Below are 26776 nucleotides of genomic sequence, written 5' to 3' on the forward strand. Positions count from 1 at the left end.
TGACCATACACCGTACCGGCCGGATCCGGACTTATCCAGCGACATAACCAGGTGGCGTAATATCTGAAACCATAATAATAAAGCCCTGTAGCATCACGCTCCTTGCCTGAATACCGAATTACTTTGCACTTTGATGCTTCCTCACTCCTGCTGCTATGCCATGCAGTCCCACCAAACGGATAGTAACTTTCCTGACTGCTCAGCCCGCCCCCCCGTCAAGCTCGAGAGTATTTGACCCAAGGTGATCTTTCAAGCCATAGATTATTTGATCATTAGTGACTCCAACTGCGGGATCTTGCGCCCACTGCATTATCCGGGCACGACACCTTCCCAGTTCGATATCCACTACATGGTGTTCGCGATTTTCGCATCGATGGATCTCAAGGCCGGGAAGATAAAATACCTGAGCCAACAGGGTCCGACTTCCAACTTGTGTCAGGTGCACCTTTCTCACACGTCGTCCCGTACCATCGTAAAAATATCGTTCTTCGTCATCACTACCACTCTTGCGTTTGACCATAGTGACCTTGTGCAGTTGATTACGAACATTCCACGACATTCGTTGGCCACGAGAAAGCTCATGCTGGTTCCCGTTAGCGTCAAACCCATCAGCGATTTCCTGCTCAGTCGGCAGTGAACCATCCTCGTTTTGACCCAAACTCCGATTGCCAAACTCGGAAACCGCCATCCTGATTGTTGGCGAATTACTGTGAAATCGAACTCGCTGATTTCCCGAACGGTCATATTCGAAACTCTGTGTGTAACTGCGTAAACAATTCGGATCAATAGGCACTTTTTGCCACACCGGCAATTGAGGCCCAAATATTGGAAAGCTTATTTCACGGCCCGTTGCTTCAACAAGTTGATAGAGACTGTCGTACCGATAAATGCTAACCGGCTCTACTTTCTGGTTTTTATAAAAACTTACCGACTGAGCAACGTTTTCAACATGCAAGACATTACCAACCGGATCATAGACATATCGTTGATCTTGCAAAATCTTCGAGAGACCGTGACTGATGACAAGCCGACTCAGCCGATTGATTTCAGGATCATATTCAGCGACGACATTTGCACCACACCCTAAGTGCTCACTCTCAATCTGTCTTTGGGCGTTATAGCTTATATTGCTGACCAAAGCGCATGACTCATCACTGCCAGACGCTTTAAGCTTTACATTTCGCAATTCTCCAGCACGTGTATAAGTGAATTCTTTCGTATTGCCCAATGCATCAACTTCAGCACGCATTTCGCCCAACGCAAAATAACGAAACATTGAGATAAAACATTCATCCACCAACAACTTGTCACGCGAAGACAAATCGGACGGCCAATCGGAAATATCCAGGTTCGCCATAAACTGCCTGGATTCCTCCAACAGGTGGCCATCCAGTGAGTATCGGGTAAAACGCAACGTGCCTGCCTCATCATCATGGCGAACAAGGCGGCCACCCTGATTTCGAAATATGGCGTCCTCCCCGGTATCCCCATAACAAAATCGCTCAACTATTTTTTCTTGTTCATCTTTTGCGGATGCCTGCACCGCAATCAGCCGGAGTAAAAAATCGTAGGAGTACTGAAACTCACTCTTGCGACTATCCCAAAGATGGCACTCCATGCCAGCGACCCCAAACAATGTCACACGCCAACCTGCATCAACACTATCTGTAAGCAGCTCGGCACCGGACAAACTACGCACCCGAATTAGATTGGCCGCGAGTGTATTCCCCAACTCTACTTTCGCCCATAGCCTGGGATCCCAACTGGTGATTTCTCGCCCCATCAAATCGTAACCAAAGCGCGTAACTCGTCGTTCCGGTACCTGATCGGCTTGGGAGCGGCAAAAGGCAATTTCACGACAAACAGCACCACGAGGGTCAATGACCCTCAGCGCGGGTGTGGCACGATCCAAAAAGGTATTGTTCATGCGCACTTCTATAGCATGAGTGTTAATGCTGCCTCTACTGTCAGAAATAACAGGTTGCCTGAAGCCAACAACCACAAAGCGGCGATACCATCGCCGCCTCGCCACTTCGAACACGTCTGAAAAGACTTTCTACTCAAGCATTTGGTTGATCCCGTCAAGCGCTTTTCCCAGTAAACTCTCCCCCCTTTCGCCGCCTTCATTTTCACGCGGCCATCACCTGTTTTTTGTACCGGAGTCCGCCTTGCGCTTGTTTCACACCTCCGACTGGCACCTGGGGCAAAACCTGCACGGCCAGGATCGCGATTTCGAACATGGCTGTTTTCTTGAGTGGCTGTTGCGCCAGCTGAAACTGGATCAGCCGGATGTGCTGTTGATCGCCGGCGATATCTTCGACACGGTCAACCCGCCGGTCAAAGCCCAGGAGCGGCTCTACGACTTCATCGTCAGCGCCCACGAGCAGCAGCCGTCGCTGACCATCGTGATGATTGCCGGCAACCACGATTCCGGCTCGCGGATCGAGCTGCCGGCCCCCTTGATGCGCCGCTTGCGCACCCATGCGCTCGGTCGTGTGCTGTGGCTGGATGACGGACAGCTGGATGCCGAGCGCCTGTTGTTACCGTTGCCTGACGCCAGTGGTGAAGTCACCGCCTGGTGCCTGGCGCTGCCGTTCTTGCGCCCGGCGGAAGTCACCGGCGCGCACTTGGGCGACAACTATCTGCGCGGGATCGGCCAGGTGCACGAATGGCTGATCGAAGCGGCCAACGCCAAGCGCACACCAGGCCAGGCACTGATCGCCATCAGCCACGCGCACATGGCGGGCGGCTCGGTGTCGGAAGACTCCGAGCGCAGCCTGATCATCGGCAACGCCGAAGCCCTGCCCGTCAGCCTGTTCGGGCCGAGCATCAGTTACGTTGCCCTGGGTCACCTGCACAAACCGCAGAAGGTCAACGGCGAGGAGCGCATCCGCTACAGCGGCTCGCCGATTCCGCTGTCGTTCTCCGAGATCAGCTATCAGCACCAGATTCTCGACATCAGGCTCGACGGCGAAACCCTGGTCAGCGTCGAGCCGAAACTGATTCCCCGCGCGGTCAACCTGCAACGCATCGGCCCGGCGCCCTTGAGCGAGATCCTGCTGCAGCTGGCGGACCTGCCGGACATCGACCTGTTGGCCGACATCCAGCGCCAACCGTGGCTGGAGGTGCGGGTGCGCCTCGATGAGCCGCAGCCCGACCTGCGCAATCAAGTGGAAACCGCCCTGCAAGGCAAGGCCGTGCGCCTGGTGCGCATCGCCGCCGAGTACGCCGGCAACGGCAGCCGTGACGGTGCCGATGAGGGCAGCACGCTGATCGAGCTGGACCAGCTCACGCCCCAGGAGCTGTTCAGCCGTGCCTGGCAGGACAACTACGGCAGCGAGGTCGATGAGCAGACCCTCAAGGACTTTGCCGAGCTGTTGCAAGACGTGCAGATGGAGAGCGAACAGCCATGAAAATTCTCGCGATCCGCCTGAAAAACCTCGCCTCCCTGGCCGGGCCCTTTGAAATCGACTTCACCGCCGAACCCCTGGCCAGTGCCGGACTGTTCGCCATCACCGGCCCCACAGGTGCCGGTAAAAGCACGTTGCTCGATGCTTTGTGCCTGGCGCTGTTTGGCGCCGTTCCACGCCTGAACAACACCGGCCGCGACGCGAAAGTGCCGGACGCCGACGGCGAAATCGGCACCGGCGACCCGCGAACCCTGCTGCGGCGCGGCACCGGTGAAGGCTATGCGGAAGTGGATTTCGTCGGAGTCGACGGCCGCCGCTACCGCGCTCGCTGGGAAGCCAATCGCGCTCGGGACAAGGCCGCCGGCAAACTGCAGGCCAGCCGCCAGAGCTTGCGAGACATCGATCAGGACCAGTTGCTGGCCAGCCAGAAAGGCGAATACAAGGCTCAGCTCGAAGCCGCGCTGGGGCTGAACTTCGAACAGTTCACCCGCGCCGTGCTGCTGGCGCAAAGCGAGTTCAGCGCATTCCTCAAGGCCGACGACAACGACCGCAGCGAACTGCTGGAGAAACTCACCGACACCGCGCTCTACACCCGTCTCGGTCGTCGCGCCTTCGACAAGACCAAGGAGGCTCGCGAGGTTCACAAGCTGCTGCAGGATCAGGCCAGCGGTGTGACGCCGCTGGCGCCGCAGGTCCGTGCAGAACTGGATGCGCGCTTCAACGAAGCGCAACAACAGCAGAAATTGCAGCAGGCACAACTCAAACAGCTTGAGCAGCAGCACACCTGGCTCAAGGATTTGCGTCAGTTGCAGGACGCTCAACTCGCAGCGACCGAGCAACTTCAAAGCGCCCAACAGCAGTGGGAAGGTTTGGCCGACGAGCGCTTGAAGCTGACACGGCTGGAACAACTCGGCCCGCAACGGCACCAGTTCGCGCGCAAAACCGAACTCGATGCACTGCTGACGCCACTGGCTGCACAGGTTGCTGCCCATACCCGGCAGCAGCACGAGCTGACTGAACGCCAGACGTCGCTGGAGCAAAACCTCTCGGCCACACAAATCGCCCTGAGCGAAGCCCAACAACGACAAACCGACAGTGCTCCGCTGCTGCGTCAGGCTTTCGAAGAACAAAGCACCCTCGCCCGCCTGGCCAGGGAAACCGCCCTCAGCGCCGACGCGAAGCACAACGCAGAACAAGCCTGCATCCAGGGCCAAAGTGCCATTCAAGCCTTGCTGGAAAAGCAGAAGCACGTTGCCGAACGTTTGCAGCGTATCGCCACCGAGCTTGAACAAAGCGCCCATCTGGCGCCGCTCAGCGACGCGTGGAATGCCTATCGGGATCGCCTGCAACAGTTGATGTTGATCGGCAACCGGTTGAATAAAGGCCAGGCCGAGCTGGCGACCCTCGAACAAAACGCCACCCGCTACGGCGAAGAACTCGCCTTGCAAAAGCAGCAACTTGAAGTGCTGTTCAAAGAGGCCGGTGCGGAGCCGGACGCCGTAGCCGAGCAGATCGGCATCCTCGGCAACCTGTTGCAGGACAACCGTAAACAGCTGCGCGCTGTCGAAGACCTGACGCGGCTGTGGGCCAGCCAGCAGGAACTGGACAAGCGCAGTACCGAACTGCAACAGCGTCAGCTCACCGCGCAACAGGAACGTGAGCGCCTGACTCAGGACGGGGTGAAAACCAAAGCCGAACTGACGGTCGCCGAACAAACCTTCAACGTCACCCGGGAACTGCTGGAGCGCCAACGTCTGGCCCGCAGTGCGAGTGTCGAAGAGTTGCGCACGCAGTTGCAGGACGACCAGCCGTGCCCGGTCTGCGGCAGTCACGAGCATCCTTACCATCAGCCCGAAGCGCTGCTGCAAAGTCTCGGTCGCCACGATGAAAACGAACAGACCCGCGCGCAGCAAGCGGTCGACCAGCTCAAGGAAAAACTCACCGAACTGCGCGCCGAGGTGGTGGGCGTCATCGCCCGGCAAAAGGAGCTGCTGCAACAACAGGAGCAATTGGACGCCCAACAACAAGCTTTGGCTCCGAGCCTCGACGCTCACCCACTGGCTGCACAGCTTCTGGACCAGGACGCCGAAAAGCGCGACGCCTGGTTGACCCGGCAAAACGATCAGTTGAACCAGAGCATCACTCAGGACGAACAACGTCAGCGCGCCCTGCTCACCCTGCAGCAGGACGCCGCGCGCTTGACCCAGCAATTGCGCCACGCCGAAACCGCGCACCAGCAAGCGGCCCAGCACCTGAGCAACCAGCAGCGCGAACTGAGCAGCGACCGTCAGCGGCTCGACGAGGAGCTCAGCGCGTTCGGCAGTCTTCTGCCGGCCGAAACCCTCGAAGCAGTGCGGGAGGAGCCTGCTGCGACGTTCATGCAGCTGGATCGGCAGATCGCCGAACGCCTCACACAGCTCGATCAGCAGAAGGAAGAACTTGCCGAGCAGCAACAGCGTCAACAGACGCTTGAGAAAGAACAGGATCGCCAGCAAACCCGCGTACAACAACTGCAAATCGCCGAGCGGCAATTCAGTGCACTGGCCGAACAGCAACGGGCTTGCCAGCACCAGCTTGCACAACTGCTGGGCGAGCACGGCAGCGCCGAGCAGTGGCAGCAAGGGCTGGAAAACGCCGTAGAGCAAGCACGCTGTGCCCAGGCAACAACGGCGCAGGAGCTGCAGCACGTAAGTACGCAAAGGGTGCAGATCGCCGCCGAACTCAAGGCGCAGCAGGAGCGTTTGCAAGCGCTGGAAAACGAAGATCGCGATCTCACCGACAAAATCGCCGACTGGCGCGGCCGACATCCTGAGCTGGATGACGGTGGCCTCGAAGACTTGCTGCGGGTCGACGACACGCAAGTCAGCGAACTGCGCCAACGTTTGCAACACAACGAAAAAGCCATCGAACAGGCCAAGGTGCTGCTGCAGGAGCGTGATCAGCGCTTGCTCGATCATCAAACCCAGCACAACGGCCATCTCGATGCCGAGCAACTCGCCACCGCCCTCACCGACCTGCAAAATCAGTTCGCCGTCAGCGAGCAGCACTGCGCCGAACTGCGCGCCGAGCAGGTCGAAGACCAGCGCCGGCAGAACGCCAATCAGGCCCTGGCCCAACAGATTGCCGACGCCTACGACGAGTATCAACGCTGGGCACGCCTGAATGCGTTGATCGGGTCCGCCACCGGCGACACCTTCCGCAAGATCGCCCAGGCCTACAACCTCGACCTGCTGGTGCATCACGCCAACGTGCAATTGCGCCAACTGGTGCGCCGTTATCGCCTCAAGCGCGGCGGCAGCATGCTCGGGTTGCTGGTGATGGACACCGAAATGGGTGACGAACTGCGTTCGGTGCATTCGCTGTCCGGTGGCGAGACCTTCCTGGTATCGCTGGCACTGGCCCTCGGCCTGGCCTCGATGGCATCGAGTACGCTGAAAATCGAGTCGCTGTTCATCGACGAAGGCTTCGGCAGCCTCGATCCGGAGTCCCTGCAACTGGCCATGGACGCCCTCGACGGCTTGCAGGCCCAGGGCCGCAAGGTCGCGGTGATTTCCCACGTACAGGAAATGCATGAACGGATTCCGGTGCAGATTCAGGTCCGCCGCCAGGGCAACGGCCTGAGCATCCTGGAGGTGAAATGAACACGCTGTATTCCTTCCGCCGCTGCCCCTACGCCATGCGTGCACGAATGGCCCTGCGTTATTCGGCAGTGGCCGTGGACATCGTCGAAGTCAGCCTGAAGGCCAAGCCCGCCGAGATGCTCGCGCTGTCGGGCAAAGGCACGGTGCCGGTGCTGAGCGCCGATGGCCGGGTGATCGACGAAAGCCTCGACATCATGCGCTGGGCCCTGGCACAGAACGATCCGCAAGACTGGCTGCTCAAGGATGATCCTGACGCAGCGGCGCAGATCGCCCTGCTGATCGAACAGAACGATCAAGTGTTCAAGGTGCACTTGAACCGCTACAAGTACGCCGAGCGTTATCCCGAGCAACCTATGGAGGTTTATCGCGCCGAGGGCGAGGTGTTTTTGCAAAGGCTGGAGGCGTTGCTGGAGGGACGCGACTATTTGCTGGCCGACCATCCAAGCCTGGCCGACGTGGCGCTGATGCCCTTCGTGCGCCAGTTCGCCCACGTCGACCGCGAATGGTTTGCGCAGACGCCGTATCGGCGGTTGCAGGACTGGTTGCAGCGGTTTCTGGAGTCTGAACTGTTTACCAGTGTGATGCGCAAGTAAGCACGACCCCTGTGGCGAGGGGGCTTGCCCCCGTTGGGCTGCGAAGCAGCCCCAAGCTTTTTCTGGTCATCCGGATTTACGGCCGCTTCGCGACCGAACGGGGGCAAGCCCCCTCGCCACAGGCAAGCCCCCTCGCCACAAAGGATTCAGTGACCAGCAGGGTTCAAGCCAACACCCCACACATCCCGATCGCCGAGCAATCCACCTGGAACGGGCCGAAAACCACGCCTTCATTCCTGATCGGCGGATTACCGGCCAGCATGCCCTGCGCATTGGCATTTTCGATGTTGCGGGCAATGTTGTGATTGGCTTCGATGGCGCGTGCCACCGAGCCCGCCGAGCCCTGTCCGATCCCCAGCAGGGAGGATCCGTTGGTCATGAACGCCAGGAAGGCGATGACCCAAAGTCTGTGCCCTTTCATGCGCCGGCGACTCCTGCGAGTTCAGCCTGATCAACGCTGGCGTTTTGCGCACGGTGGTCAAACTGGGTGCCGGGATGAGCGACCTGGATCGGTGCTTCGAAGCTGGATTGTGACTGGGCTGACAGGCTGACCAACAGCACCATGGCAAGGTACAGGCCGATCGCTACATAGGCACCGAGTTTGGCAGAAGTGAGAATTGCGCTGGCCATGATGTTCTCCGCAGGCATGTTTCAATGCCCACAGAATCGATCAAAAAAGCCTGGGTAACCACTCAGGGTTATCCATAGTGATCATCAGCTTCGTTGATCATCAAGCCAGACTATTTCAGTCTTCAATAAAACTCATCAAGCGCTCGCGCGCAGCATCCGGTTCACCGGAAACAGCGTCGGATGCCGACAAAATAGGGGTGGAATAGAGAAACAGAAGAACCAATGCCAGACGCGTCACCATGCTGCCGATCCTTGCCGTGAGGAGGAGTCAAAAAATCAGCGTCAATTTAAACGCATGGCCATGTGATATCAAGCGCGACATTGATAGCAAAATGATGCTGTCGCAAATGCGTTATGCAGGAGCGACATCACTCTGATCGTTTTCGACACCTGCTTCTCAGCATCAGGCGCTTCGATCATCAATGACTTCGCTCCTGCATAAAGGCAGGGGGGGAAGTTCAGGCTTGGGTCTTGTGATCCAGCGCGGCGTAGAAGTTGGCGCTCTGTTGCAGGTATTTCTGGGTGTAGCTCTGGGTGTGGGCTTTTTTGTCGCTGATTTCAACGTTGGCACTGGCTGGCAGCGCAACGGTGGCAGAAATGGCGGAAGCGGCGATGACAGAGAAGATGTTGAAGTTCATGGCGGTATTCCTCGGATTCAGTTGGCTTGCTTGCCCGGTGGGGCCGTGAAGCAAACTTAACCCTCGAGGGTTCGCGCCTTGAAATGCTTTGTAGCAGTACCAGATATCAGCGTCATTGATAAAAGCAGGCAGGCCCCATCAACCGGGGCCTGCGGCTTATTGACGCAGCAGAAACTTCAGGTCGCTCGGGGCGTCCATCGGTAGTTTTTGCACGGTTTGACCCAACAGACCGCTCTTGGCGTCGCGTTCGACGACGACAATCTGGTTGCTCTTCTGGTTGGCGATCAACAGGAATTTGCCACTCGGATCAAGGCTGAACTCCCGCGGATGATCGCCTTCTACCGCCCGGCGTTGCAGTTCGGTAAGGCGTGCGGTTACCGGGTCAATGCCAAACACCAGCAGTTGATTGGCCGTGCCACGGTTGCTGACGTAGAGGAACTTGCCATCGGCCGAGGCATGCAACGCGGCGGCCGCCTTGTCCGAGACGGGTTGCCCGGCAGCCAGGTCGACCATCTGCGTCTGCTCTAGCGTGCCGTCGTGGTAATCGAACACCGCCACCTGAGCGCTCATTTCCATGGTCAGCCAGGCGTGCTTGCCATCGCTGCTGAACAGCAGATGACGCGGCCCGCTACCGGGCGGCAGTTGCACGAATGCCGGGTTGGCCGGGGTCAATGGCAGCTGCGGATTGGCCTTTGGGTCGAAACGGTAGGCAAACACCTTGTCGGCGCCCAGGTCGATGGAGAACACGTATTTACCGTCCGGCGACGGGACGGTCGAATGCACGTGGACCGAGGCCTGGCGCTCGGGATTGACCCGGCTCGCCGGGTGGCTGCTCATCTGCACCACAGGTTTGAGCGTGCCATCGGCCGCCACCGGCACCACCGCGAGGGTGCCGCCGGGGTCTTCGGCCACCGAATAATTGCTGACAAACAAATGGCTGCCATCGGCGCTGAGACTGGAATGGGTCGGCTCGTTGCCCAGGCTTTGCACCTGGCTGATCAGGCTCAGCCCATGGGTCTTGGGATCAATCGCATAACTGCTGACGCGCCCGAGCGGATCAGCCTGGCCCGGACCGTTTTCGTTGACCACGAACAGGTGTCGCTGGTCTTTCGACAGGGTCAGCCACGACGGGTTTTCGCTCTTGATCACTTGCAGGGGCCTGGCATCGATCTGCCCGGTACTGCTGTCGAACGCCAGGCGATAGATCCCCTGGCTTTGGCCGGTGGTGTAGGAGCCCACCAGCAGTTGATAGTCCTCGGCGGATGCGGCCTGGACGCCCATCGCTCCGATGCTGCTGGCCATCAACAGTGGCCAGAGGTTACGCATCGTCTTGCGCGTCTTCGCCGTCATCGTTGTCACCGCGGTATGCGGTCATGCACACCAACCGGTGCTCGCCGGAATCACCTGTAATCAGCCAGCTTTGCAGGGTTGGATCGAAGCTCGCCGCCTGGATTTGCGCCGGCGTGAACTCCCAGTGCTTGGCCGCGCGGCCATCCATGCATTCGATGTGCAGGTTGTCGAATTCATCGAGGGAGAATTCGAAAGCGTGAAAACCGTCGATTTCCACCATATCGCAGTGTTCGAGGACGTTGAGCAGGGTGTCGGTTGCGGAAGTCATGGCAGTCAATCTTTGAATGGGAAAGCACCAATGATAGCGCAAGCACCCGACCAAAGTTTCACACAAAACTGTGGGAACGGGCTTGCTCGCGAAGGCGGTTTATCATTCAACATCTCTGTTGGCTGACACTCCGCTTTCGCGAGCAAGCCCGCTCCCACAGGGATTGTGGTGAGTCGTTACAACGCCTCGCGGGACGATTGGCCATCCACCAGTCGCTGGATGCGCAGCGGATTGCCATTCTTCAGCGCGTCCGGCAGCAAACTGTCCGGGTAGTTCTGGAAACACACCGGGCGCAGGAAACGATCGATGGCCAGCGTGCCCACCGATGTACCGCGCGCATCGGACGTTGCCGGATAAGGCCCGCCATGGACCATCGAATCACAGACCTCCACGCCAGTGGGATAGCCATTGAGCAGGATGCGTCCGACCTTCTGCTCCAGCAATGCCGTCAGCCCGGCGAACTGCTCGAAGTCTTGCGGCTCGCCAATGACGGTGGCGGTCAATTGGCCGTGCAGGCCGTTCAGGGCGGCCGTCAGTTGCGCCTGATCCGCGACCTCGACCACCACGGTGGTCGGCCCGAACACTTCCTCTTGCAGGACTTCATCGCCATCGAGCAGCAGGCGGGCATCAGCCTTGAACAGCTGCGGCTGGGCCTGATTGCCCTGTTGCGGATTGCCGGCCAGGTGTTCAATTCCCGGATGCGCCAGCAGTTTTTGCAAGCCTTGTCCGTAGCTGCCCAAGGTGCCGGCATTGAGCATGGTTTGCGCCGGCTGATCTGCCATCAGCCCGGCCACTTGCTGCACAAAGGCACTGAACGACGCCGAGCGAATGCCGATCACCAGACCCGGATTAGTGCAGAACTGCCCGCAGCCCTGCACCACCGAGGCCGTGAGGTCCCGGGCAACCGTGTCGGCCCGCGCCTGCAATGCCTGGGGCAAGATGATCACCGGGTTGATGCTCGACATCTCGGCGAACACCGGAATCGGTTGCGCTCGTGCCGCGGCCATGTCGCACAGGGCCCGACCACCCTTGAGCGAACCGGTGAACCCCACGGCCCGGATGGCCGGATGCTTGACCAGTGCCTCGCCGACACCCCCGCCGTAGATCATGTTGAACACGCCGGCCGGCATACCCGTTTTTTCGGCAGCGCGAATGATCGCATCCGCCACCTGCTCGGCCGTGGCCATGTGGCCGCTATGGGCCTTGAACACCACCGGGCACCCGGCGGCCAGCGCCGAGGCGGTATCGCCGCCGGCGGTGGAGAACGCCAGCGGAAAGTTGCTGGCACCAAACACCGCCACAGGTCCCAGGCCGATGCGGTACTGACGCAGGTCCGGACGCGGCAACGGCTGACGTTCAGGCAATGCCCGGTCGATTCGCGCGCCGTAGAAATCACCGCGACGCAGCACTTTGGCGAACAGACGCATCTGCCCGCTGGTGCGCCCACGCTCGCCTTGAATCCGCCCTGCGGGCAACGCCGTTTCTCGGCAGACGACAGCGACAAAGTCGTCACCGAGGGCGTCCAGTTCATCGGCGATGGCATCGAGAAACTGCGCCCGTCGCTCCGGGCTCAGGCTGCGATAGGCCGGATAGGCGATCGCTGCTGCGTGGGCCGCCGCATCGACTTCCTGCGGTGTCGCCTGATAAAAATCGTGGGGCAAGTCTTCGCCGGTGCTGGCATCGACGCTGTGTAACTTGACGCTGCCGGCGGCGCTGCGTTGGCCGCCGATGTAGTTGTGACCAAGAATCCGGGTCATGGGTAAGTCCTCAAAGTGTGCCGACGGTACCGGGTTCGAAAGCCGCCGGGACCGGTGCGATACCGTTGATCAATGGTGCGCCGAACTCGGCTTGGGTGATCTCGAACACGTCACCCGGTCGGGTGCGAATGCCGTCGGCAAAGGACAGGGTCGCGGTGCCGAAGAAGTGAATGTGCACGTCCCCCGGGCGCAGGAACTGGCTGTACTTGAAATGATGGAATTCCAGGTTGGCGAGGCTGTGGCACATGTTCGCTTCGCCACTGAGGAACTCGTTCTGCCACAGTACTTCGCCGTTGCGCAGGATGCGGCTGGTGCCCGCCAGATGCTGCGGCAGCTCGCCCACCCGCAGTTCCGGGCCGTAGCTGCAGCTGCGCAGTTTTGAATGGGCCAGGTACAGGTAGTTCTTGCGCTCCATGACGTGGTCGGAGAACTCGTTGCCCACGGCAAAACCCAGGCGATACGGCTTGCCGTCGTGACCGATCACGTACAGGCCGGCGATCTCCGGTTCTTCACCGGCATCTTCGGCAAACGGTGGCAATGGAAACGGCTGGCCTGGCCTTACGACGATGCTGCCATCGCCTTTGTAGAACCATTCCGGTTGCACGCCGGCTTCATCCGCCGCCGGCTTGCCGCCCTCCACGCCCCATTTGAAAATGCGCATGGTGTCGGTCATCGCGGTTTCGTCGCCGCTTTGCTGGTGCATCTTGTCCCGGGCCGACGCGCTGCCCAGATGGGTCAGGCCCGTACCGCTGACCAGCATGTGCGCCGGGTCAGCATGATCCAGCGGCGGCAGGATGCGCCGTTGCGTCAGCAGATCGGCATAGTCATGGCTGATGCCCAGCCCCAGGCTCTGCACCTGTTGCTCAAGGCTCGCGCCCGCTTCAATCGCCGCCAGTGCCAGGTCGCGGACAGTGCGCGCGTCCTGCACTTCACGAACCAGGTCGTTGTCGACCACACCGACACGGCGTTCGCCGTTACTCAATTCGAATTGAACCAAACGCATGATTTCTCCTATTCCTTTAAAACACCGTAAATCCCTGTGGGAGCGAGCCTGCTCGCGATGGCTGTGTATCAGTCGCCATCAAATTTGAATGTGACGACCTCATCGCGAGCAAGCTCGCTCCCACAGTTGATGGGTGTTGGTCTTTAAGTACGGGTGGCCCCACGCGCACTCGCTGCAAACTCATCAGTCGGCAGGACGTGTTTGCGTTCCAGCAGGCGATAGACGACGCCAGTCAGAATCAGCCCGAACACCATCACGCACGACAGGAAATACAGGCCCGAAGCCAGGTTGCCGGTGTATTCCTTGAGTGCGCCGATCACGAATGGGCCGAGGTAGCCGCCGAGGTTGCCCACCGAGTTGATCAAGGCGATCCCCGCCGCCGCACTGGCGCCGGCAAAGAAGCGGCCCGGCAAGGTCCAGAACACCGCCGTGCAGGAGAACAACGCGAACGCCACAAGGCACAGCGCCGCCAGTTGCAGCACCGGCACCGACAGCCAGGCGCTGAGAAACAGACCGATCGCACCCAGCACGTAAAGCACGGCGAGGTGGCCGTAGCGGTCATTCAAACGGTCGGAACTGCGCGGAATGATCAGCAGGCCGACGATGCCGAAGATGTACGGCACCGCGGAAACGAAGCCGGTCACCAGGTCGCTGCCGCCGAACTGCTTGATCAGGGTCGGCAACCATAAGCCGAGGCCATAGATGCTCAGGGTCACCGGCAGGTAGAACAGCGCCAACAACAGGACGCGCTTGTCCTTGAGGGCGTGCAGCGGATTGCCGTGACGGGTCTGGCCATACGCGTCCAGGTCCTTTTTCAGCTCGCCGCTCAGCCAGTCTTTTTCCGCCTGGTCCATCCACTTCACTTGCTGCGGGCCGTCCGGCAACCAGCGCAGCACAGGCCAGGTCAGCAGGATCGCCGGGATGCCAATGACAATGAACAGCCACTGCCAGCCGTGCAGCCCGAGCACGCCGTCCATACCCAGCAGGCCGCCGGACACGGGGCCTGTGATCATCATCGCAATGGGTTGCGAGAGGATGAACAGCCCGAGGATCTTGCCGCGATGGCGCACCGGGAACCATTGGGTGATGTAGTACAGAACACCGGGAAAGAACCCGGCCTCGGCGGCGCCGAGCAAAAAGCGCATCACATAGAAGCTGTTCGGCCCCTGGACGAAAGCCATGCCGATGGTGATGGCGCCCCAGGTGAGCATGATCCGCGCGAACCAGCGCCGTGCGCCAAAGCGGTCGAGCATCAGGTTGCTGGGGATTTCCAGCAGGAAGTAGCCGATGAAGAACAGCCCGGCACCAAGTCCGTAGGCCGCATCGCCCAGACCGATGTCGGCGCCCATGTGCAGTTTGGCGAAGCCCACTGCGGAGCGGTCCACGTAGGCGATCAGGTACAGCAGGATCAGGAAGGGAATCAGTTTCAGCGTGATGCGACGGATAAGCCGCAGTTCCTGGCTCATGAGATCGGTCTCCGATTGTTGTTGTTATGGAACCTCGGGGGACGCCTCTCGCGAAAAATTCGCCAGGACCATCCCTCCGTTTGAGCGGACTATATAGTAATACTATTTACTCAACAACACTTCCAAACATCGCAATTTGAGCTTATGTTACGCCTCAGCTCGAACAATATAGTCATACAATAAGAGAACCGATCATGTCTGATAAGAAACCCACCCTGCGCTCCGCCCAATGGTTTGGCACAGCCGACAAGAACGGCTTCATGTACCGCAGCTGGATGAAGAATCAGGGCATCGCCGACCACCAGTTCCATGGCAAGCCGATCATCGGCATCTGCAACACCTGGTCGGAACTGACTCCGTGCAACGCGCATTTCCGCCAGATTGCCGAGCACGTCAAACGCGGCGTGATCGAGGCCGGCGGCTTCCCGGTGGAGTTCCCGGTGTTCTCCAACGGCGAATCCAACCTGCGTCCTACCGCCATGCTCACCCGTAACCTGGCGAGCATGGACGTGGAAGAAGCCATTCGCGGCAACCCGATCGATGGCGTGGTGCTGCTGACCGGTTGCGACAAAACCACCCCGGCTCTGCTGATGGGCGCCGCCAGTTGCGACGTACCGGCCATCGTCGTCACCGGCGGGCCGATGCTCAACGGCAAGCACAAGGGCAAGGACATCGGCTCCGGCACCGTGGTCTGGCAGCTCAGCGAACAGGTCAAGGCCGGCACCATCAGCATCGACGACTTCCTCGCGGCCGAGGGCGGCATGTCCCGCTCGGCCGGCACCTGCAACACCATGGGCACGGCCTCGACCATGGCCTGCATGGCCGAAGCACTGGGCACCTCCCTGCCCCACAACGCCGCGATCCCGGCCGTGGATGCGCGCCGTTATGTGTTGGCGCACATGTCCGGCATGCGCGCCGTGGAGATGGTGCGTGAAGACCTGAAACTCTCGAAGATCCTCACCAGGGAAGCCTTCGAAAACGCCATTCGCGTCAACGCCGCCATTGGCGGTTCGACCAACGCGGTGATTCACCTCAAAGCCATCGCCGGGCGCATTGGCGTGGAACTGGACCTCGACGACTGGACCCGTATCGGTCGCGGCATGCCGACCATCGTCGACCTGCAACCGTCGGGACGCTTCCTGATGGAAGAGTTCTATTACGCCGGTGGCTTGCCGGCAGTGCTGCGTCGCCTCGGCGAAGCCAACCTGATCCCGAATCCGAATGCCCTGACCGTCAACGGCAAATCCATCGGCGAGAACACCAAAGACGCGCCGATTTATGGCGAGGACGAAGTGATCCGCACCCTCGACAACCCGATCCGCGCCGATGGCGGCATCTGCGTCTTGCGCGGCAACCTGGCACCGCTGGGCGCCGTGCTCAAGCCGTCCGCCGCCACGCCGGCACTGATGCAGCATCGCGGTCGCGCGGTGGTGTTCGAGAACTTCGACATGTACAAGGCGCGGATCAACGACCCGGAACTGGACGTGGATGCCAACTCGATCCTGGTGATGAAGAACTGCGGGCCGAAGGGTTATCCGGGCATGGCCGAAGTGGGCAACATGGGTTTGCCAGCCAAGCTGCTGGCCCAGGGTGTGACCGACATGGTGCGCATTTCCGATGCGCGCATGAGCGGCACCGCGTACGGCACTGTTGTCCTCCACGTAGCCCCCGAAGCCGCTGCCGGTGGACCGCTGGCCGCAGTGAAAGAAGGCGACTGGATCGAACTCGATTGCGCCAGCGGCCGTTTGCACCTGGATATTCCCGATGCCGAACTGGCCGCGCGCATGGCCGACCTGCAACCGCCGCAGAACCTGATCGTCGGGGGATATCGTCAGCTGTACATCGACCATGTGCTGCAAGCGGACCAGGGTTGCGACTTCGACTTCCTGGTCGGTTGCCGTGGGGCTGAAGTGCCGCGTCACTCCCACTGATCACCTCCGCCCCCTGTGGGAGCGGGCTTGCTCGCGAAAGTGCAGTGTCAGCCTACGCATATGTTGTCTGACCCACCGCTTTCGCGAGCAAGCCCGCTCCCACATTTGATCTACGCCCGCCTCAAGATTGTGCCGCGCCTGCTATCATGCGCGACACCAATTCGCACAGGACCGCGCCGCTCCCCATGGATTACCGCAAACCCTCCGACCGCAAAAGCATGCACTCGCGCATCGTCCAGGAACTGGGCATGCAGATCGTCTCGGGACGTTTCCTGCCGGACGACAAACTGCCCGCCGAAGCGCTGTTGTGCGAAGAGTATGCGGTCAGCCGGCCGGTGCTGCGCGAAGCCACCCGAGTATTGGTTGCCAAGGGCCTGGTGTATTCCCGCCCGCGCGTCGGGACTGTGGTCAAGCCACGCAAGGACTGGCACATGCTCGATCCGGACGTGCTGCACTGGCTGATGCAGAGCAGTCCGCAGAACCAGTTTTTCGACCTGCTGACCAGTGTGCGCAGCATCATCGAACCGGCCGCTGCCGCCCTCGCCGCGCAATTCGCCACCGAGGCGGACATCGCATCCATCGCTGAGGCCTACCAGCGCATGGAAGCCGCGCCGACACCGGAGGCGCTGTTGCAGCCGGACCTGGACTTCCACAGTCGCATCGCCGACGCCACGCACAACGACTTGCTGGCCAACCTGTGCAACATGCTCTCGGTGGCGATTGCCGAAGCCTTGAAGCATTCGAACCAGCGACCGAACCTGCATGAACTTGCGCTGCCGCGGCACAAGGCGATTCTCACCGCCATCGAGAACCGTGATGCTCTGGGCGCCCGGCATGCAACGCTGGTGCAGCTGGATGATGCGCGCAGTGCGCTGAATGTGGTGTTGGGTAGCGATCCTGCCTGATCACCGTCCCCTTGTAGGAGCGAGCTTGCTCGCGATAAACCGCAGAGCACCGCGGGGCACCTGCCAGCCATCGTTTTCGTTGACGACCATCGCGAGCAAGCTCGCTCCTACAGGGACTGGTGCGAATTTGAGATAAAAAAAAGCCGCAACCCTGAGGTTGCGGCTTTTCATTTCTGCATGGATCAGTGAGCAAACAACGAGTTGCCCTTCTGCCCCGCCAGTTTCTCCGGCTTGATCAGGAACCGCGCCAGTGCCGGCAACAGCCACAGCGCACCGAACATGTTCCACAGCAGCATGAAGGTCAGCATCAGACCCATGTCGGCCTGGAACTTGATGGCCGAGAAGATCCAGGTGCACACGCCGATCGCCAGGCACAGACCGGTGAACAGCACGGCCTTACCGGTGGACTTCAGCGTCTGGTAGTACGCCTCCTGCAGCGGCAGGCCGGCACGCAGGAAGCTTTCCAGGCGGCTATAGATGTAGATGCCGTAGTCCACGCCAATCCCCACCCCGAGCGCCACGACCGGCAGGGTCGCCACTTTCACGCCGATGCCCATGAAGGCCATCAGGGCGTTACCGAGTACCGAGGTCAGCACCAGCGGCAGCACGATGCACAAGGTCGCCGCCCATGAACGGAAGGTGATCATGCACATGACCGCCACGCAGATGTACACCAGGATCAGGATGGTCAGCTCGGACTTCTTGATCACCTCGTTGGTGGCCGCCTCGATCCCGGCGTTACCGGCAGCGAGGATGAACTCCAGGCCTTCCTTGTTGTTTTCCTTGGCGAACTCCTGCACCGCATGCACCGCACGATCCAGGGTTTCGGCCTTGTGATCGTTGAGGAACACCAGCACCGGCGCCAGGGAGCAACTGTTGTTGTACAGGCCGTCGGCGCGGGCGATGGAGTTGTTCAGCACATCAGGGTTACGCGACAGGGTTTCCCATTTCAGGTTGCCCTCGTTCATGCCCTTGATCATTTGCTTGGACACGGTCACCAGGGAAATCGCCGACTGCACGCCCTCGGTGTTCTGCATCTTCCACATCAGCTCGTCGATCGGCGCCATGGCTTCATAGCGCGAGCAGCCTTCGGACTTGGTCTTGACCATCACCACCAGCACGTCGGAACTGGTCGAGTAGTTGTTGATGATGAAGTTGTTGTCCTTGTTGTAGCGCGAGTCCGGACGCAGCTCCGGGGCACCCTGGTCGAGGTCGCCTATTTTCAGGTTCTGGCTGTACCACAGGCCGCCGCCGAAGGCGATCAGCGCCAGCAGAATGGAAACCGGTGCGACTTTGGCGCTGGCAAAATTCGCCAGCAGGCGCCAGAACGGATGTTCGCGGGTTGCGTCTTTCTTGCTGCGGTCCACGGCACGCTTGCTGATGCCGACATAGGAAATCGCCACCGGCAGCAGGATCAGGTTGGTGAACACGATCACCGCCACACCGATGGATGCGCCAATCGCCAGCTCGCGGATCACGCCGATATCGATGATCAGCAGCGTGATGAAACCCACGGCATCGGCAAGGATCGCGATCATCCCCGGCAGGAACAATTGACGGAAGGTGCGGCGCGCCGCCGTCAGGGCGTTGTCCGCCTCGCTCGATTGCAGGGCGATCCCGTTGATCTTCTGCACGCCGTGGGAAATACCGATGGCGAAGATCAGGAACGGCACCAGCATCGAATAGGGGTCGAGCCCGAAACCGAAGAAGTGCATCAGGCCCAGTTGCCAGATCACGGCCACCAGCGTCGTGCTCAACACGGCGACGGTACTGCGCAGGCAGTTGGTGAACCACAGCAGGAGGATCAGGGTGATGACGAAGGCGATGCCGAAGAACATCACGACCATCACCAGGCCATCGATCAGGTCACCGACCTTCTTGGCGAAACCGACGATGTGGATCTTCACATTCGGGTTCTGCGTTTCGAACTTGGTGCGGATCTTGTCTTCAAGCTCGTGGGAGAACTTGCGATAGTCCAGCGCCAGCAGCTTGCCCTGGTCCTGCGGGTCCGGGTAGGACTCCAGCAACGGAATGTCGACAATGCTCGACTTGAAATCGTTGGACACCAGGCGCCCGACCTGACCGGACTTGAGCACGTTGTTGCGCAGCAAATCGAGACTGGCCTGGGAGCCGTTGTAGCTCTGCGGGATCACTTCACCGCCGGCGAAGCCCTCTTCCGTCACTTCGGTCCAGCGAATGCTGGGGCTCCACAGCGACTTCAGACCGGAACGGTCGACACCGGAGATGTAGAACACCTCGTCGTTGATCTGACGCAGGGTCTCCATGTACTCCTTGGAGAAGATGTCGCCATCGGTGGCTTCCACCGAGATCCGCACGGTGTTGCCCAGGTTCGCCAGATCGTTGCGGTGCTCCATCATCTTCTGGATGAAGGGATGCTCCAGCGGGATCATTTTTTCGAAGCTGGTGGACGGACGGATCAGCGTCGCCTGCCAGAACAGGAAAATACTGACCAGCAGGCAGATCGTGATCACTGCCGGACGGTTGTTGAAGATCAGGCGCTCGAGGAACGTCGCCTTGTCCTGGTGATGTGTACTCAAGGAAGTCATAGCTCCGCCTTCTTATTATTAACCCGGCTCATTTGCCCGACTCGGTGCCGTTTGGCGAGGTGACGCGAACGCCGCCCTGCCCGGCCAGAACCAGATTGCCATTGCCTGCCGCCGTCACTGCCGAGACCGAAATACGGTCCGCACGGTTGACCACCTTGAAGGTTTCGCCATTGTCGCTGCTGCGAATCACCGAACCGCCGTTGCCGACAATCACGATCGAACCATCGTCGAGCAGCGTGCCGCCGGACAGCCCGAACTCCAGGTCGCCGCGCTCAGCCTTGAGCTCGACTTGCTCCCAGGTGCTGCCGAAATCCGTGGAGCGGTACAGGTTGCCGCGCAGTCCGTAGGCCAGCAGCGTATTGGCCTGCGCCGTGCCGATCACGCCAAACAGCGAACCTTCGTACGGACCTTCGAGCTTTTCCCAGGTCTGGCCCCAATCAGCGGAGCGGAACATGCTGCCCTGCTCGCCAACGATGAACAGCCCGGCATCCTTGACCGCGGCGATCGCGTTCAGGTGGTACTGGTCTTCGTTGTCCAGGCGGTCGCTGGCGTCTTCCCAATGTTTGCCACCGTCGGTGGTTTCCATCAGCGAGCCATAAGCGCCCACGGCAAAGCCGCTGTCGACGTCCTTGAACCAGACATCGAGCAGCGGCGATTCACGATTCAGATCTTCGAATTGCTTGGTCCAGGTCGCGCCGCCGTCCTCGCTGGCGAGGATCTGTGCGTCATGGCCGACGGCCCAGCCGTGCTTGTCATCGACAAAGAACACCGACGTCAGCAGGGCCCGGGTCGGCACCTTGGCCTGGGTCCAGGTCGCGCCCTGGTCATCGGAATACAGGATGTGCCCACGATCCCCGACCGCCACCAGGCGCTTGCCGGTGTGGACGACATCGAGCATCAGGCTTTTGGCAGCCTTGGCCGATTCAATGGAATAAACAACATCGGATGCTGGCGCCGCCGCGGCCAGCACAGGTGCCGACAGCATGGCAGAGCCCAACAGCGAGAGCGCTGTAGCCAGCAACGCTAATTTGCGCAGTGCCGGCGGGCGGCAGATACCCACACCCATGACAGGCTCACTCATAGACCTTCTCCCATTATTATTGTTAGGTCGTTCAACCTTTCTGGGCGCCGCAAGGGTGCGTGTCTGGACCGGTTGTTTCAGAGCATAGTCCTGAAACCCGCAATCCAGAGCCCCTTCGGAAGCTGGCTTATCCTATCGGTGTTTTTTAACGTCTGACAATCGACGCCACGTTATCTTTTGTTAACCGAGGGGGAAGGCGGCCCGGGTGAATGGTCGGGTATTGCCGAGAGTGATCGAGTTGTCCATGGACCGTCTATGCCGGTGTTTGGCTGATTCATGCTGCCTGGCGAATTGTAACCATGAGCGTTTTTTGTCAGAAACCGACTTGCCGCCCTCCTATGGTGATGCGCATCAATCACCCATCGACGGCAAGAAATGATTCGATCCGCAAGTGGTGCAAGCCCCTTACCCACCAATTCTCCCGCAAACGACAACCCTCCAAAAGGCCACACACCCCTAGCAACAGCGGTGAATCTCGTTAGCCAGGGACCATCGGTATTAGTGTCGCCCGCGCTATCACCCGCAGCGAGTTTGCCGGCAGATCTGGATGACAAGAGCCACGGATCGATTGCCAATGGCGTCAAGCCGACAGTTGGAAGAAATAGAACTGATGCCTTGCGTGCAGAAAAAGCCAATAGATCTGCTGCGCTGAAGACCACAAAACAACAGTTCGACGCCCATCTCCCGACGCTGAAGGCAGCGCACACCAAAGTCCTTGCTACCAGAAAAGATTTTGAGTTGAAAATGGAAAAACTTGTTTGCGCTTTCAATAGCCTGGAGGTCGCATCACCTGCGGGCAAGGACCAGGCAGCACGGGAACATGAGGTTGAGCTTAAAGAAACTCGAGTAGCCCAAGTCGCATTCGAAGTCGCCATGCGCAAGTGGAAACTGTGCATGGACAATGCCAAACCGGTGCGACAGAGGTTGATCGAAGCCCTGAATCATGTTCGAGAAATTGACACTGACACTGCTCACGAAAACGATCTGCGGAAAGCATTGATCGGTGCAGCCAATGAGCAGAGGGTGTGCAATACCTTTCTGAGCAAACAGGTTCGCTACCTGCAAGTTTCCTCCCGAGGTGAAAGCACGCACAAGCTGGTATCCCGGGCGAAGATCGAAAGGGGCCGTGGCGAGTCCGCTGCTTACAAAGAATTGGTGAGCCAGCAGAAAAAAGAATTAGACAAATTGAAAGAGTTGTTAGAGGGGACGATCCAACTAGAAACGATACTTGAGGAAATACCTCGGCTGACGAAGTCCCACGCCCATGATAAATCTCTGAGGAAGGCGTCAACGTCAAGTGACTCCAGCAGTGTGAAGTTAAACATGCTGATGCGCTACAAAAACTTGATACCAAACCTCCACGGCCCGATCACTGATCTGACCGAGCGTACCTTCCTCAAGCAAATAGTTGGAAACGAACTCCATTCTGCGGTCAGGCCGCACATTGAGATGCGCAACAATCGGGGCAACCCACCGGAAAACAAAATCTCGACGTACGAAAATGCGCTCAAACTGTATGAAACCTATGCCCACGCCATTCGCTCACTCAAGGAAATGGGATCAACTCAAATCTGCATGGAATATCAGGAGCCCTTTCAACAGTGTCTCGAAGAAGCTCGCGTCATTGCCGAAAAAGATCTGGCCGCTGCGATCAAAGAGGTCGAAGAAGTCGAAGAAGTCGTGGTATTGCCCCTCTCGTCATTGCCGTTGAAACACAAGCCGGAAGAAGCACGCAACTTCAAATTGCACAATAAAGGCGCTTTGACCAAGAACACTGAAATTCGAAAGTCCAAAGTGGAAGACGAAGCCATCGAAACTCGTACCCCTCAATCCGGCGAAATCGCCAATACCCAGCAAGAGAGTCCACTGATAAGTGACAACGTCGAAATTGAGCAAACACTAACTGTCGCGCCAAAACCGGTCTATCGGTCTGAGAAGAAAATTATCGCGGCAGGTAACGAACTGCTACTCAAGCGCGCAAAACACGACGCAATGATTCAACGCGAAATTAAACAGCTGAAAGACCCTTCGCTGTGCGAAGAAAAGCGTCCTGCGGAATGGAACACCTTGCTGGAGCAGCTCGCCGAACAACTGGAGTCAATCATTGACGAACTCGTTCTCGTCGAAAGCGCAAACCCGGAGACACCGGCAGTCATCGAAGCGTTTCGTACTGAAGCACAAGAGTTGAGGCGCGCAGGTCCGAAGCACCGCAATGCCGGATACAAAAGGCAAGCGCCGACGGCGGAGAAGCTTCTAGTCTTGTGGCAATGTAAAGAGCTGAGTATCGAACCGCTGATAAACCGCCAAGCCACTAACGCAAGGGACTTTCTCACAGAGTTTGCCATCAGGGATAAACACTCCGGCGAAGTCCTGTGGTATGCGCATTTTCACTATGCCAACAGCACCGATCCAGACTTGTCCTATACCGCTGCCCACTTGAAACGTGCGAATCAACGTTTCATCGGGCTCAAGGCACAGCTCAAACAGGCGCGGGAAGACGCGCAAGTGGTGCGCATCTGGCGAAGCAAGGTGCCTACCGAAATAGCCAGGAAACTATTCTTTAAAACCGCTTGAATGTTTTCAAGGCACCACGCCGCAAATTCGCGGCGTGGTTCCTTCCCAGGCGCCTAAACTTCCGCAGAGATGATGTCAACGCCTGCTGGGATCGAACATCGCTTGTGGGAGCGAGCCTGCTCGCGAAGCAGGCACCGCGGGCTGCCAGGCAGCCCACGGCAACAGACTCAAGCCAAACTCTTGCTGACCACCTCAAACACATCACTGGACAACTGCCCCGAAGCCCGAATCCGCTCCAGCTCGCCCTTCATCAAAGCCTGCCGAGCGCTGTCGTACTTGCGCCAGCGAGTCAAAGGCGCCAACTGACGCGACGCGATCTGCGGGTTAAACCCGTTCAGCTCAATCACCAGATCCGCCAGGAAGCGATACCCGGAACCATCCGCCGCATGGAAGTTGATCAAGTTCTGCCCGGCAAACGCGCCGATCAACCGGGATCACGAACGGCAGTTTTTCAACCTTGTCCGGGGTTTGCGGGCAGCTCTGGCGGAAGGTCAGGCTGTAGGTTTTCGCCGCGGCATCAAAGGACTCGCTCACCGCCAGGCGCAGTGTACCGGCCTGGCTGTACCAGCGCTTGAATTGGGTCAGGTCGACGCCATTGGCATCTTCCATGGCCTTGATGAAGTCATCGCAGGTCACGTCCTGGCCGTCGTGGCGTTCGAAGTACAGGTCGCTGCCTTTGCGGAAGCCTTCGGCGCCGAGCAGGGTGTGGATCATGCCGACCACTTCCGAGCCCTTTTCGTACACGGTCAGGGTATCGAGTTGTCCATGGACGGCCTATGCCGGTGTTTGGCTGATTCATGCTGCCTGGCGAATTGTAACCATGAGCGTTTTTTGTCAGAAACCGACTTGCCGCCCTCCTATGGTGATGCGCATCAATCACCCATCGACGGCAAGAAATGATTCCATCCCCAATTAGCTCCTCATCCAGCCGCACTCTCGCAAACAACGACCGTCCAATAGACCGCACACCCATTGCACAAGCGGTGAAACTCGTTCACCAGGGACAAGCGGATTTTGTGCCGTGCGCGCAATCAGCGGATAAAAAACCGGGGCATGATTCATCTGCGAAGGGACCGAAGCCATCCGGGGGTGGCCGCAAGAACAGAATCATCGAGATGCGAGAGCAAAACCGGCAGCGCTTCGCAGGGCTAATGAAAAATGTCGAGGAGTTCCTGGGGCAACAGGAACGGATGAAAAAGCGCGTTGATATCACGCACGACGTAATGCTGAGCAAACAAAACGATCCGTCATGCTCTGAACAGGAACGGGCGAAGTTCAGGCAACGTTATGTCGTCGAACTGGACACTCAAAGCACAAGCTATGTCACGCTGCTGGACGTGACCGAGAAATTGATTGACTTCGGGGCTGATCCTGAAACTGCTCAAATGCGGTGCAACCTGCTAGTAAATCTGGTCAACAATGCTCGCGCGAAAATCGTCATAGCAGGCCTGGATCTCGAAGCCGCTGAATATGAGCACACCCAATCTAATAGTAATGCAGCGCAGCTCGTTACAGCCCAACTAACCGACGGTACGGTCGTAGTGGATAGTTTTTTGGAATACAAGAGCAAGAGCTGCGAAATCTACGAAACGGTACTCAAGCTCCATACAGATGTGGGGAGCCGGCTTCTCCAACTTCAAGGGATATCGCACCAGGGGGCCGAGGCCTGGGAGCGATTGACCAGCAACAGGCCCGAAAATGAAGCTTGCGTGCTGAGTACCAAGGTCTGCCAACTGTCCACTTTGCGCTTCCTCAGCGCCAAGACACTTGGCAGCGACACATCAGTAGCACTGCAAGACGCTCTGGAGCCTCTGCGGTTGGTGGTCATGTCCCATATTGAGCTTCAAGGCTCACAGCACTATAAAAGCGACGATCGCATTGCCGTACTCGATAACCTGGTCAAACACTACGACACGACAATGGTCGGGCTAACCAGTATTGAGATCTTAAGATCCGATGAATTGCAGCCGGACCGGTTCGCCCGTCTGTGTGAAATCGTTGGACAATTGCGCGACGATGCCGAGCGCCGTCTGGCTGATGAGCTGAAGAACCAGGCGGACACTGCAACGCCCTCCCCAACATCGAAAGCGGAACTTCCCGCTACATCGCCCTCCCGCAAGCGGGTCATCCACACTGCCAAAGGCACATTGATCGGAGAGATTCGGGATCGAGCTGCCGATCAGAGCGAAGACACTGTCGACATCAACAACCCTATGGGAGGCGAGCGACAGGCCTCTTTCAAAAAAGATGGGAGGGGTGTCTGGGTAGAAGTCGCCGAAGAGACGAACCCCGCACCTAAAGCGCGAGTCACTCCCTACCCGCAACTCAAGGGTGATGCTCGAAAGGCGTTGGCAAAAATCGATGAATTGGTGCACAAATTCGAGGAATACGCTCGAGGGACGAGCCATCCAAAGGGAATCGAAGAGAGCTTGCAGAACACGGCACAGAATCTGATCGACTATGCGGACCGCATGGAACGCCATGAAAACGCACCGTCAGACTCGCAGAAGGATGTCGACCTCGTCAAAGACCTACGGGTCAGGGCGCGAAAAATCAAGGAAAAGGCAACGCAGTTGCGTATCCAGATATCCCTGGCCCAAGCCCCTACCAGTGAAGCCGTTGAATATCTGTTGAGTCGCGAGGAAGTTCACCCGCAAAAAATCGGCGAGCGCATACAACTAAAAACCGGACGCCAGGACTTTTTGCAGGAATACGTCCTGTTGAACCGTAACAAACGGCCGTTATGGTATGCACACTTTCATTATGACAAGCTCACTGATGCCCAGGCTGATTACACTGCCGCCAGCCTGAAAACCAAAGAACAGCGCTTCGAAACCAATGCCACGGCACTGGCCAAGGCACAAAACCCTAACCAGAAAATCGACATCTATCGCGGCCACATCGACAAGGAACTGGCCACGAAGTTTTTCTCGCTGCGCTAACCTGCACGCCGCGCAGTGCC

The 26776-nt window shown here is 58.8% G+C and carries 19 protein-coding genes and 2 pseudogenes; 7 read left to right on the forward strand and 14 right to left on the reverse strand.

Annotated features, from left to right (window positions below):
- Positions 1-2: 2 nt before the first annotated feature.
- Both ACXX83_RS11595 and ACXX83_RS11600 read right to left on the reverse strand, forming a co-directional pair.
- Positions 3-203 (reverse strand): annotated as a pseudogene (locus tag ACXX83_RS11595) (RHS repeat-associated core domain-containing protein); the annotation flags it as partial.
- Positions 200-1927, reverse strand: coding sequence for an RHS repeat domain-containing protein (locus ACXX83_RS11600; protein WP_458374531.1), 1728 nt, complete (start codon positions 1925-1927; stop codon positions 200-202). The pseudogene ACXX83_RS11595 and the gene ACXX83_RS11600, both read right to left, overlap by 4 nt.
- A gap of 241 nt (positions 1928-2168) precedes the next feature.
- Between ACXX83_RS11600 and ACXX83_RS11605 the strand changes: the two genes are divergently transcribed.
- The 3 genes from ACXX83_RS11605 to ACXX83_RS11615 are packed head-to-tail and all read left to right on the forward strand — an operon-like array spanning position 2169 to position 7644.
- On the forward strand, positions 2169-3413 hold the full coding sequence (locus ACXX83_RS11605; RefSeq protein WP_458548527.1) for an exonuclease SbcCD subunit D C-terminal domain-containing protein: 1245 nt from the start codon (positions 2169-2171) through the stop codon (positions 3411-3413).
- Positions 3410-7051 carry an AAA family ATPase gene (locus ACXX83_RS11610; protein WP_458548528.1) on the forward strand — a complete coding sequence of 1214 codons (3642 nt, stop codon included), beginning with the start codon at positions 3410-3412 and terminating at the stop codon, positions 7049-7051. The genes ACXX83_RS11605 and ACXX83_RS11610 overlap by 4 nt, the downstream gene beginning before the upstream one ends.
- Positions 7048-7644 carry a glutathione S-transferase gene (locus ACXX83_RS11615; protein WP_458548529.1) on the forward strand — a complete coding sequence of 199 codons (597 nt, stop codon included), beginning with the start codon at positions 7048-7050 and terminating at the stop codon, positions 7642-7644. The genes ACXX83_RS11610 and ACXX83_RS11615 overlap by 4 nt, the downstream gene beginning before the upstream one ends.
- A gap of 163 nt (positions 7645-7807) precedes the next feature.
- Here ACXX83_RS11615 and ACXX83_RS11620 read toward each other — a convergent pair whose 3' ends face one another.
- The 9 genes from ACXX83_RS11620 to ACXX83_RS11660 form a co-directional block, all read right to left on the reverse strand.
- Positions 7808-8065: a hypothetical protein gene (locus ACXX83_RS11620; RefSeq protein ID WP_007979945.1), complete on the reverse strand. Its 258-nt coding sequence runs from the start codon at positions 8063-8065 to the stop codon at positions 7808-7810.
- Entirely contained in the window at positions 8062-8274 is a 213-nt protein-coding gene (locus ACXX83_RS11625; RefSeq protein WP_458548530.1) for a hypothetical protein, read from the reverse strand. Before ACXX83_RS11625 ends, ACXX83_RS11620 begins: the two co-directional genes overlap by 4 nt.
- A gap of 115 nt (positions 8275-8389) precedes the next feature.
- Positions 8390-8515, reverse strand: a complete 126-nt coding sequence (locus tag ACXX83_RS11630) for a hypothetical protein (protein WP_007979948.1) — start codon at positions 8513-8515, stop codon at positions 8390-8392.
- Positions 8516-8732: 217 nt separating this feature from the next.
- The gene (locus tag ACXX83_RS11635; protein WP_007979950.1) at positions 8733-8912 is read right to left on the reverse strand and encodes a hypothetical protein; all 180 of its coding nucleotides are present in this window, start codon (positions 8910-8912) and stop codon (positions 8733-8735) included.
- 156 nt (positions 8913-9068) lie between these two features.
- Positions 9069-10238, reverse strand: coding sequence for a lactonase family protein (locus ACXX83_RS11640; protein ID WP_458550192.1), 1170 nt, complete (start codon positions 10236-10238; stop codon positions 9069-9071).
- Positions 10231-10530 (reverse strand): DUF5629 family protein, encoded by a 300-nt coding sequence (locus tag ACXX83_RS11645; protein WP_458548531.1) that lies wholly within the window; start codon positions 10528-10530, stop codon positions 10231-10233. The genes ACXX83_RS11640 and ACXX83_RS11645 overlap by 8 nt, the downstream gene beginning before the upstream one ends.
- A gap of 176 nt (positions 10531-10706) precedes the next feature.
- On the reverse strand, positions 10707-12287 hold the full coding sequence (locus ACXX83_RS11650) for an aldehyde dehydrogenase (NADP(+)) (protein WP_458548532.1): 1581 nt from the start codon (positions 12285-12287) through the stop codon (positions 10707-10709).
- A gap of 10 nt (positions 12288-12297) precedes the next feature.
- Positions 12298-13290 carry an AraD1 family protein gene (gene araD1, locus ACXX83_RS11655; protein WP_458374524.1) on the reverse strand — a complete coding sequence of 331 codons (993 nt, stop codon included), beginning with the start codon at positions 13288-13290 and terminating at the stop codon, positions 12298-12300.
- Between the two features lie 143 nt (positions 13291-13433).
- Positions 13434-14756, reverse strand: a complete 1323-nt coding sequence (locus ACXX83_RS11660) for an MFS transporter (RefSeq protein ID WP_458374523.1) — start codon at positions 14754-14756, stop codon at positions 13434-13436.
- A 194-nt stretch (positions 14757-14950) separates the two neighbouring features.
- On the opposite strand from ACXX83_RS11660, the gene ACXX83_RS11665 reads away from it, so the two are divergent.
- Positions 14951-16687: an IlvD/Edd family dehydratase gene (locus ACXX83_RS11665; RefSeq protein WP_007979961.1), complete on the forward strand. Its 1737-nt coding sequence runs from the start codon at positions 14951-14953 to the stop codon at positions 16685-16687.
- 185 nt (positions 16688-16872) lie between these two features.
- The gene (locus ACXX83_RS11670) at positions 16873-17592 is read left to right on the forward strand and encodes a FadR/GntR family transcriptional regulator (RefSeq protein ID WP_015095359.1); all 720 of its coding nucleotides are present in this window, start codon (positions 16873-16875) and stop codon (positions 17590-17592) included.
- Positions 17593-17774: 182 nt separating this feature from the next.
- On the opposite strand, the gene ACXX83_RS11675 is transcribed toward ACXX83_RS11670, so the two are convergent.
- Together ACXX83_RS11675 and ACXX83_RS11680 are read right to left on the reverse strand one after the other, a co-directional pair.
- On the reverse strand, positions 17775-20159 hold the full coding sequence (locus tag ACXX83_RS11675; protein ID WP_217835365.1) for an efflux RND transporter permease subunit: 2385 nt from the start codon (positions 20157-20159) through the stop codon (positions 17775-17777).
- A 28-nt stretch (positions 20160-20187) separates the two neighbouring features.
- Positions 20188-21240: a WD40/YVTN/BNR-like repeat-containing protein gene (locus ACXX83_RS11680; protein ID WP_458548533.1), complete on the reverse strand. Its 1053-nt coding sequence runs from the start codon at positions 21238-21240 to the stop codon at positions 20188-20190.
- 375 nt (positions 21241-21615) lie between these two features.
- Between ACXX83_RS11680 and ACXX83_RS11685 the strand changes: the two genes are divergently transcribed.
- Complete coding sequence (locus ACXX83_RS11685; RefSeq protein WP_458548534.1) at positions 21616-23814, forward strand: hypothetical protein; 2199 nt, start codon at positions 21616-21618, stop codon at positions 23812-23814.
- 167 nt (positions 23815-23981) lie between these two features.
- Here ACXX83_RS11685 and ACXX83_RS11690 read toward each other — a convergent pair.
- Positions 23982-24567 (reverse strand): annotated as a pseudogene (locus tag ACXX83_RS11690) (DUF3458 domain-containing protein); the annotation flags it as partial.
- 143 nt (positions 24568-24710) lie between these two features.
- On the opposite strand from ACXX83_RS11690, the gene ACXX83_RS11695 reads away from it, so the two are divergent.
- Positions 24711-26756, forward strand: a complete 2046-nt coding sequence (locus ACXX83_RS11695) for a hypothetical protein (RefSeq protein WP_458548535.1) — start codon at positions 24711-24713, stop codon at positions 26754-26756.
- The last annotated feature ends 20 nt before the right edge of the window (positions 26757-26776 follow it).

This window comes from Pseudomonas sp. GNP012 (genome assembly GCF_054343835.1).

Excerpts from the sequence above, each read along its gene's own strand:
- ACXX83_RS11600 (WP_458374531.1), bottom strand. The coding sequence starts at position 1,927 with ATGAACAATACCTTTTTGGATCGTGCCACACCCGCGCTGAGGGTCATT.
- ACXX83_RS11610 (WP_458548528.1), top strand. The coding sequence starts at position 3,410 with ATGAAAATTCTCGCGATCCGCCTGAAAAACCTCGCCTCCCTGGCCGGG.
- ACXX83_RS11615 (WP_458548529.1), top strand. The coding sequence starts at position 7,048 with ATGAACACGCTGTATTCCTTCCGCCGCTGCCCCTACGCCATGCGTGCA.
- ACXX83_RS11620 (WP_007979945.1), bottom strand. The coding sequence starts at position 8,065 with ATGAAAGGGCACAGACTTTGGGTCATCGCCTTCCTGGCGTTCATGACC.
- ACXX83_RS11625 (WP_458548530.1), bottom strand. The coding sequence starts at position 8,274 with ATGGCCAGCGCAATTCTCACTTCTGCCAAACTCGGTGCCTATGTAGCG.
- ACXX83_RS11630 (WP_007979948.1), bottom strand. The coding sequence starts at position 8,515 with ATGGTGACGCGTCTGGCATTGGTTCTTCTGTTTCTCTATTCCACCCCT.
- ACXX83_RS11635 (WP_007979950.1), bottom strand. The coding sequence starts at position 8,912 with ATGAACTTCAACATCTTCTCTGTCATCGCCGCTTCCGCCATTTCTGCC.
- ACXX83_RS11640 (WP_458550192.1), bottom strand. The coding sequence starts at position 10,238 with ATGCGTAACCTCTGGCCACTGTTGATGGCCAGCAGCATCGGAGCGATG.
- ACXX83_RS11645 (WP_458548531.1), bottom strand. The coding sequence starts at position 10,530 with ATGACTTCCGCAACCGACACCCTGCTCAACGTCCTCGAACACTGCGAT.
- ACXX83_RS11650 (WP_458548532.1), bottom strand. The coding sequence starts at position 12,287 with ATGACCCGGATTCTTGGTCACAACTACATCGGCGGCCAACGCAGCGCC.
- araD1 (WP_458374524.1), bottom strand. The coding sequence starts at position 13,290 with ATGCGTTTGGTTCAATTCGAATTGAGTAACGGCGAACGCCGTGTCGGT.
- ACXX83_RS11660 (WP_458374523.1), bottom strand. The coding sequence starts at position 14,756 with ATGAGCCAGGAACTGCGGCTTATCCGTCGCATCACGCTGAAACTGATT.
- ACXX83_RS11665 (WP_007979961.1), top strand. The coding sequence starts at position 14,951 with ATGTCTGATAAGAAACCCACCCTGCGCTCCGCCCAATGGTTTGGCACA.
- ACXX83_RS11670 (WP_015095359.1), top strand. The coding sequence starts at position 16,873 with ATGGATTACCGCAAACCCTCCGACCGCAAAAGCATGCACTCGCGCATC.
- ACXX83_RS11675 (WP_217835365.1), bottom strand. The coding sequence starts at position 20,159 with ATGACTTCCTTGAGTACACATCACCAGGACAAGGCGACGTTCCTCGAG.
- ACXX83_RS11680 (WP_458548533.1), bottom strand. The coding sequence starts at position 21,240 with ATGAGTGAGCCTGTCATGGGTGTGGGTATCTGCCGCCCGCCGGCACTG.
- ACXX83_RS11685 (WP_458548534.1), top strand. The coding sequence starts at position 21,616 with ATGATTCGATCCGCAAGTGGTGCAAGCCCCTTACCCACCAATTCTCCC.
- ACXX83_RS11695 (WP_458548535.1), top strand. The coding sequence starts at position 24,711 with ATGATTCCATCCCCAATTAGCTCCTCATCCAGCCGCACTCTCGCAAAC.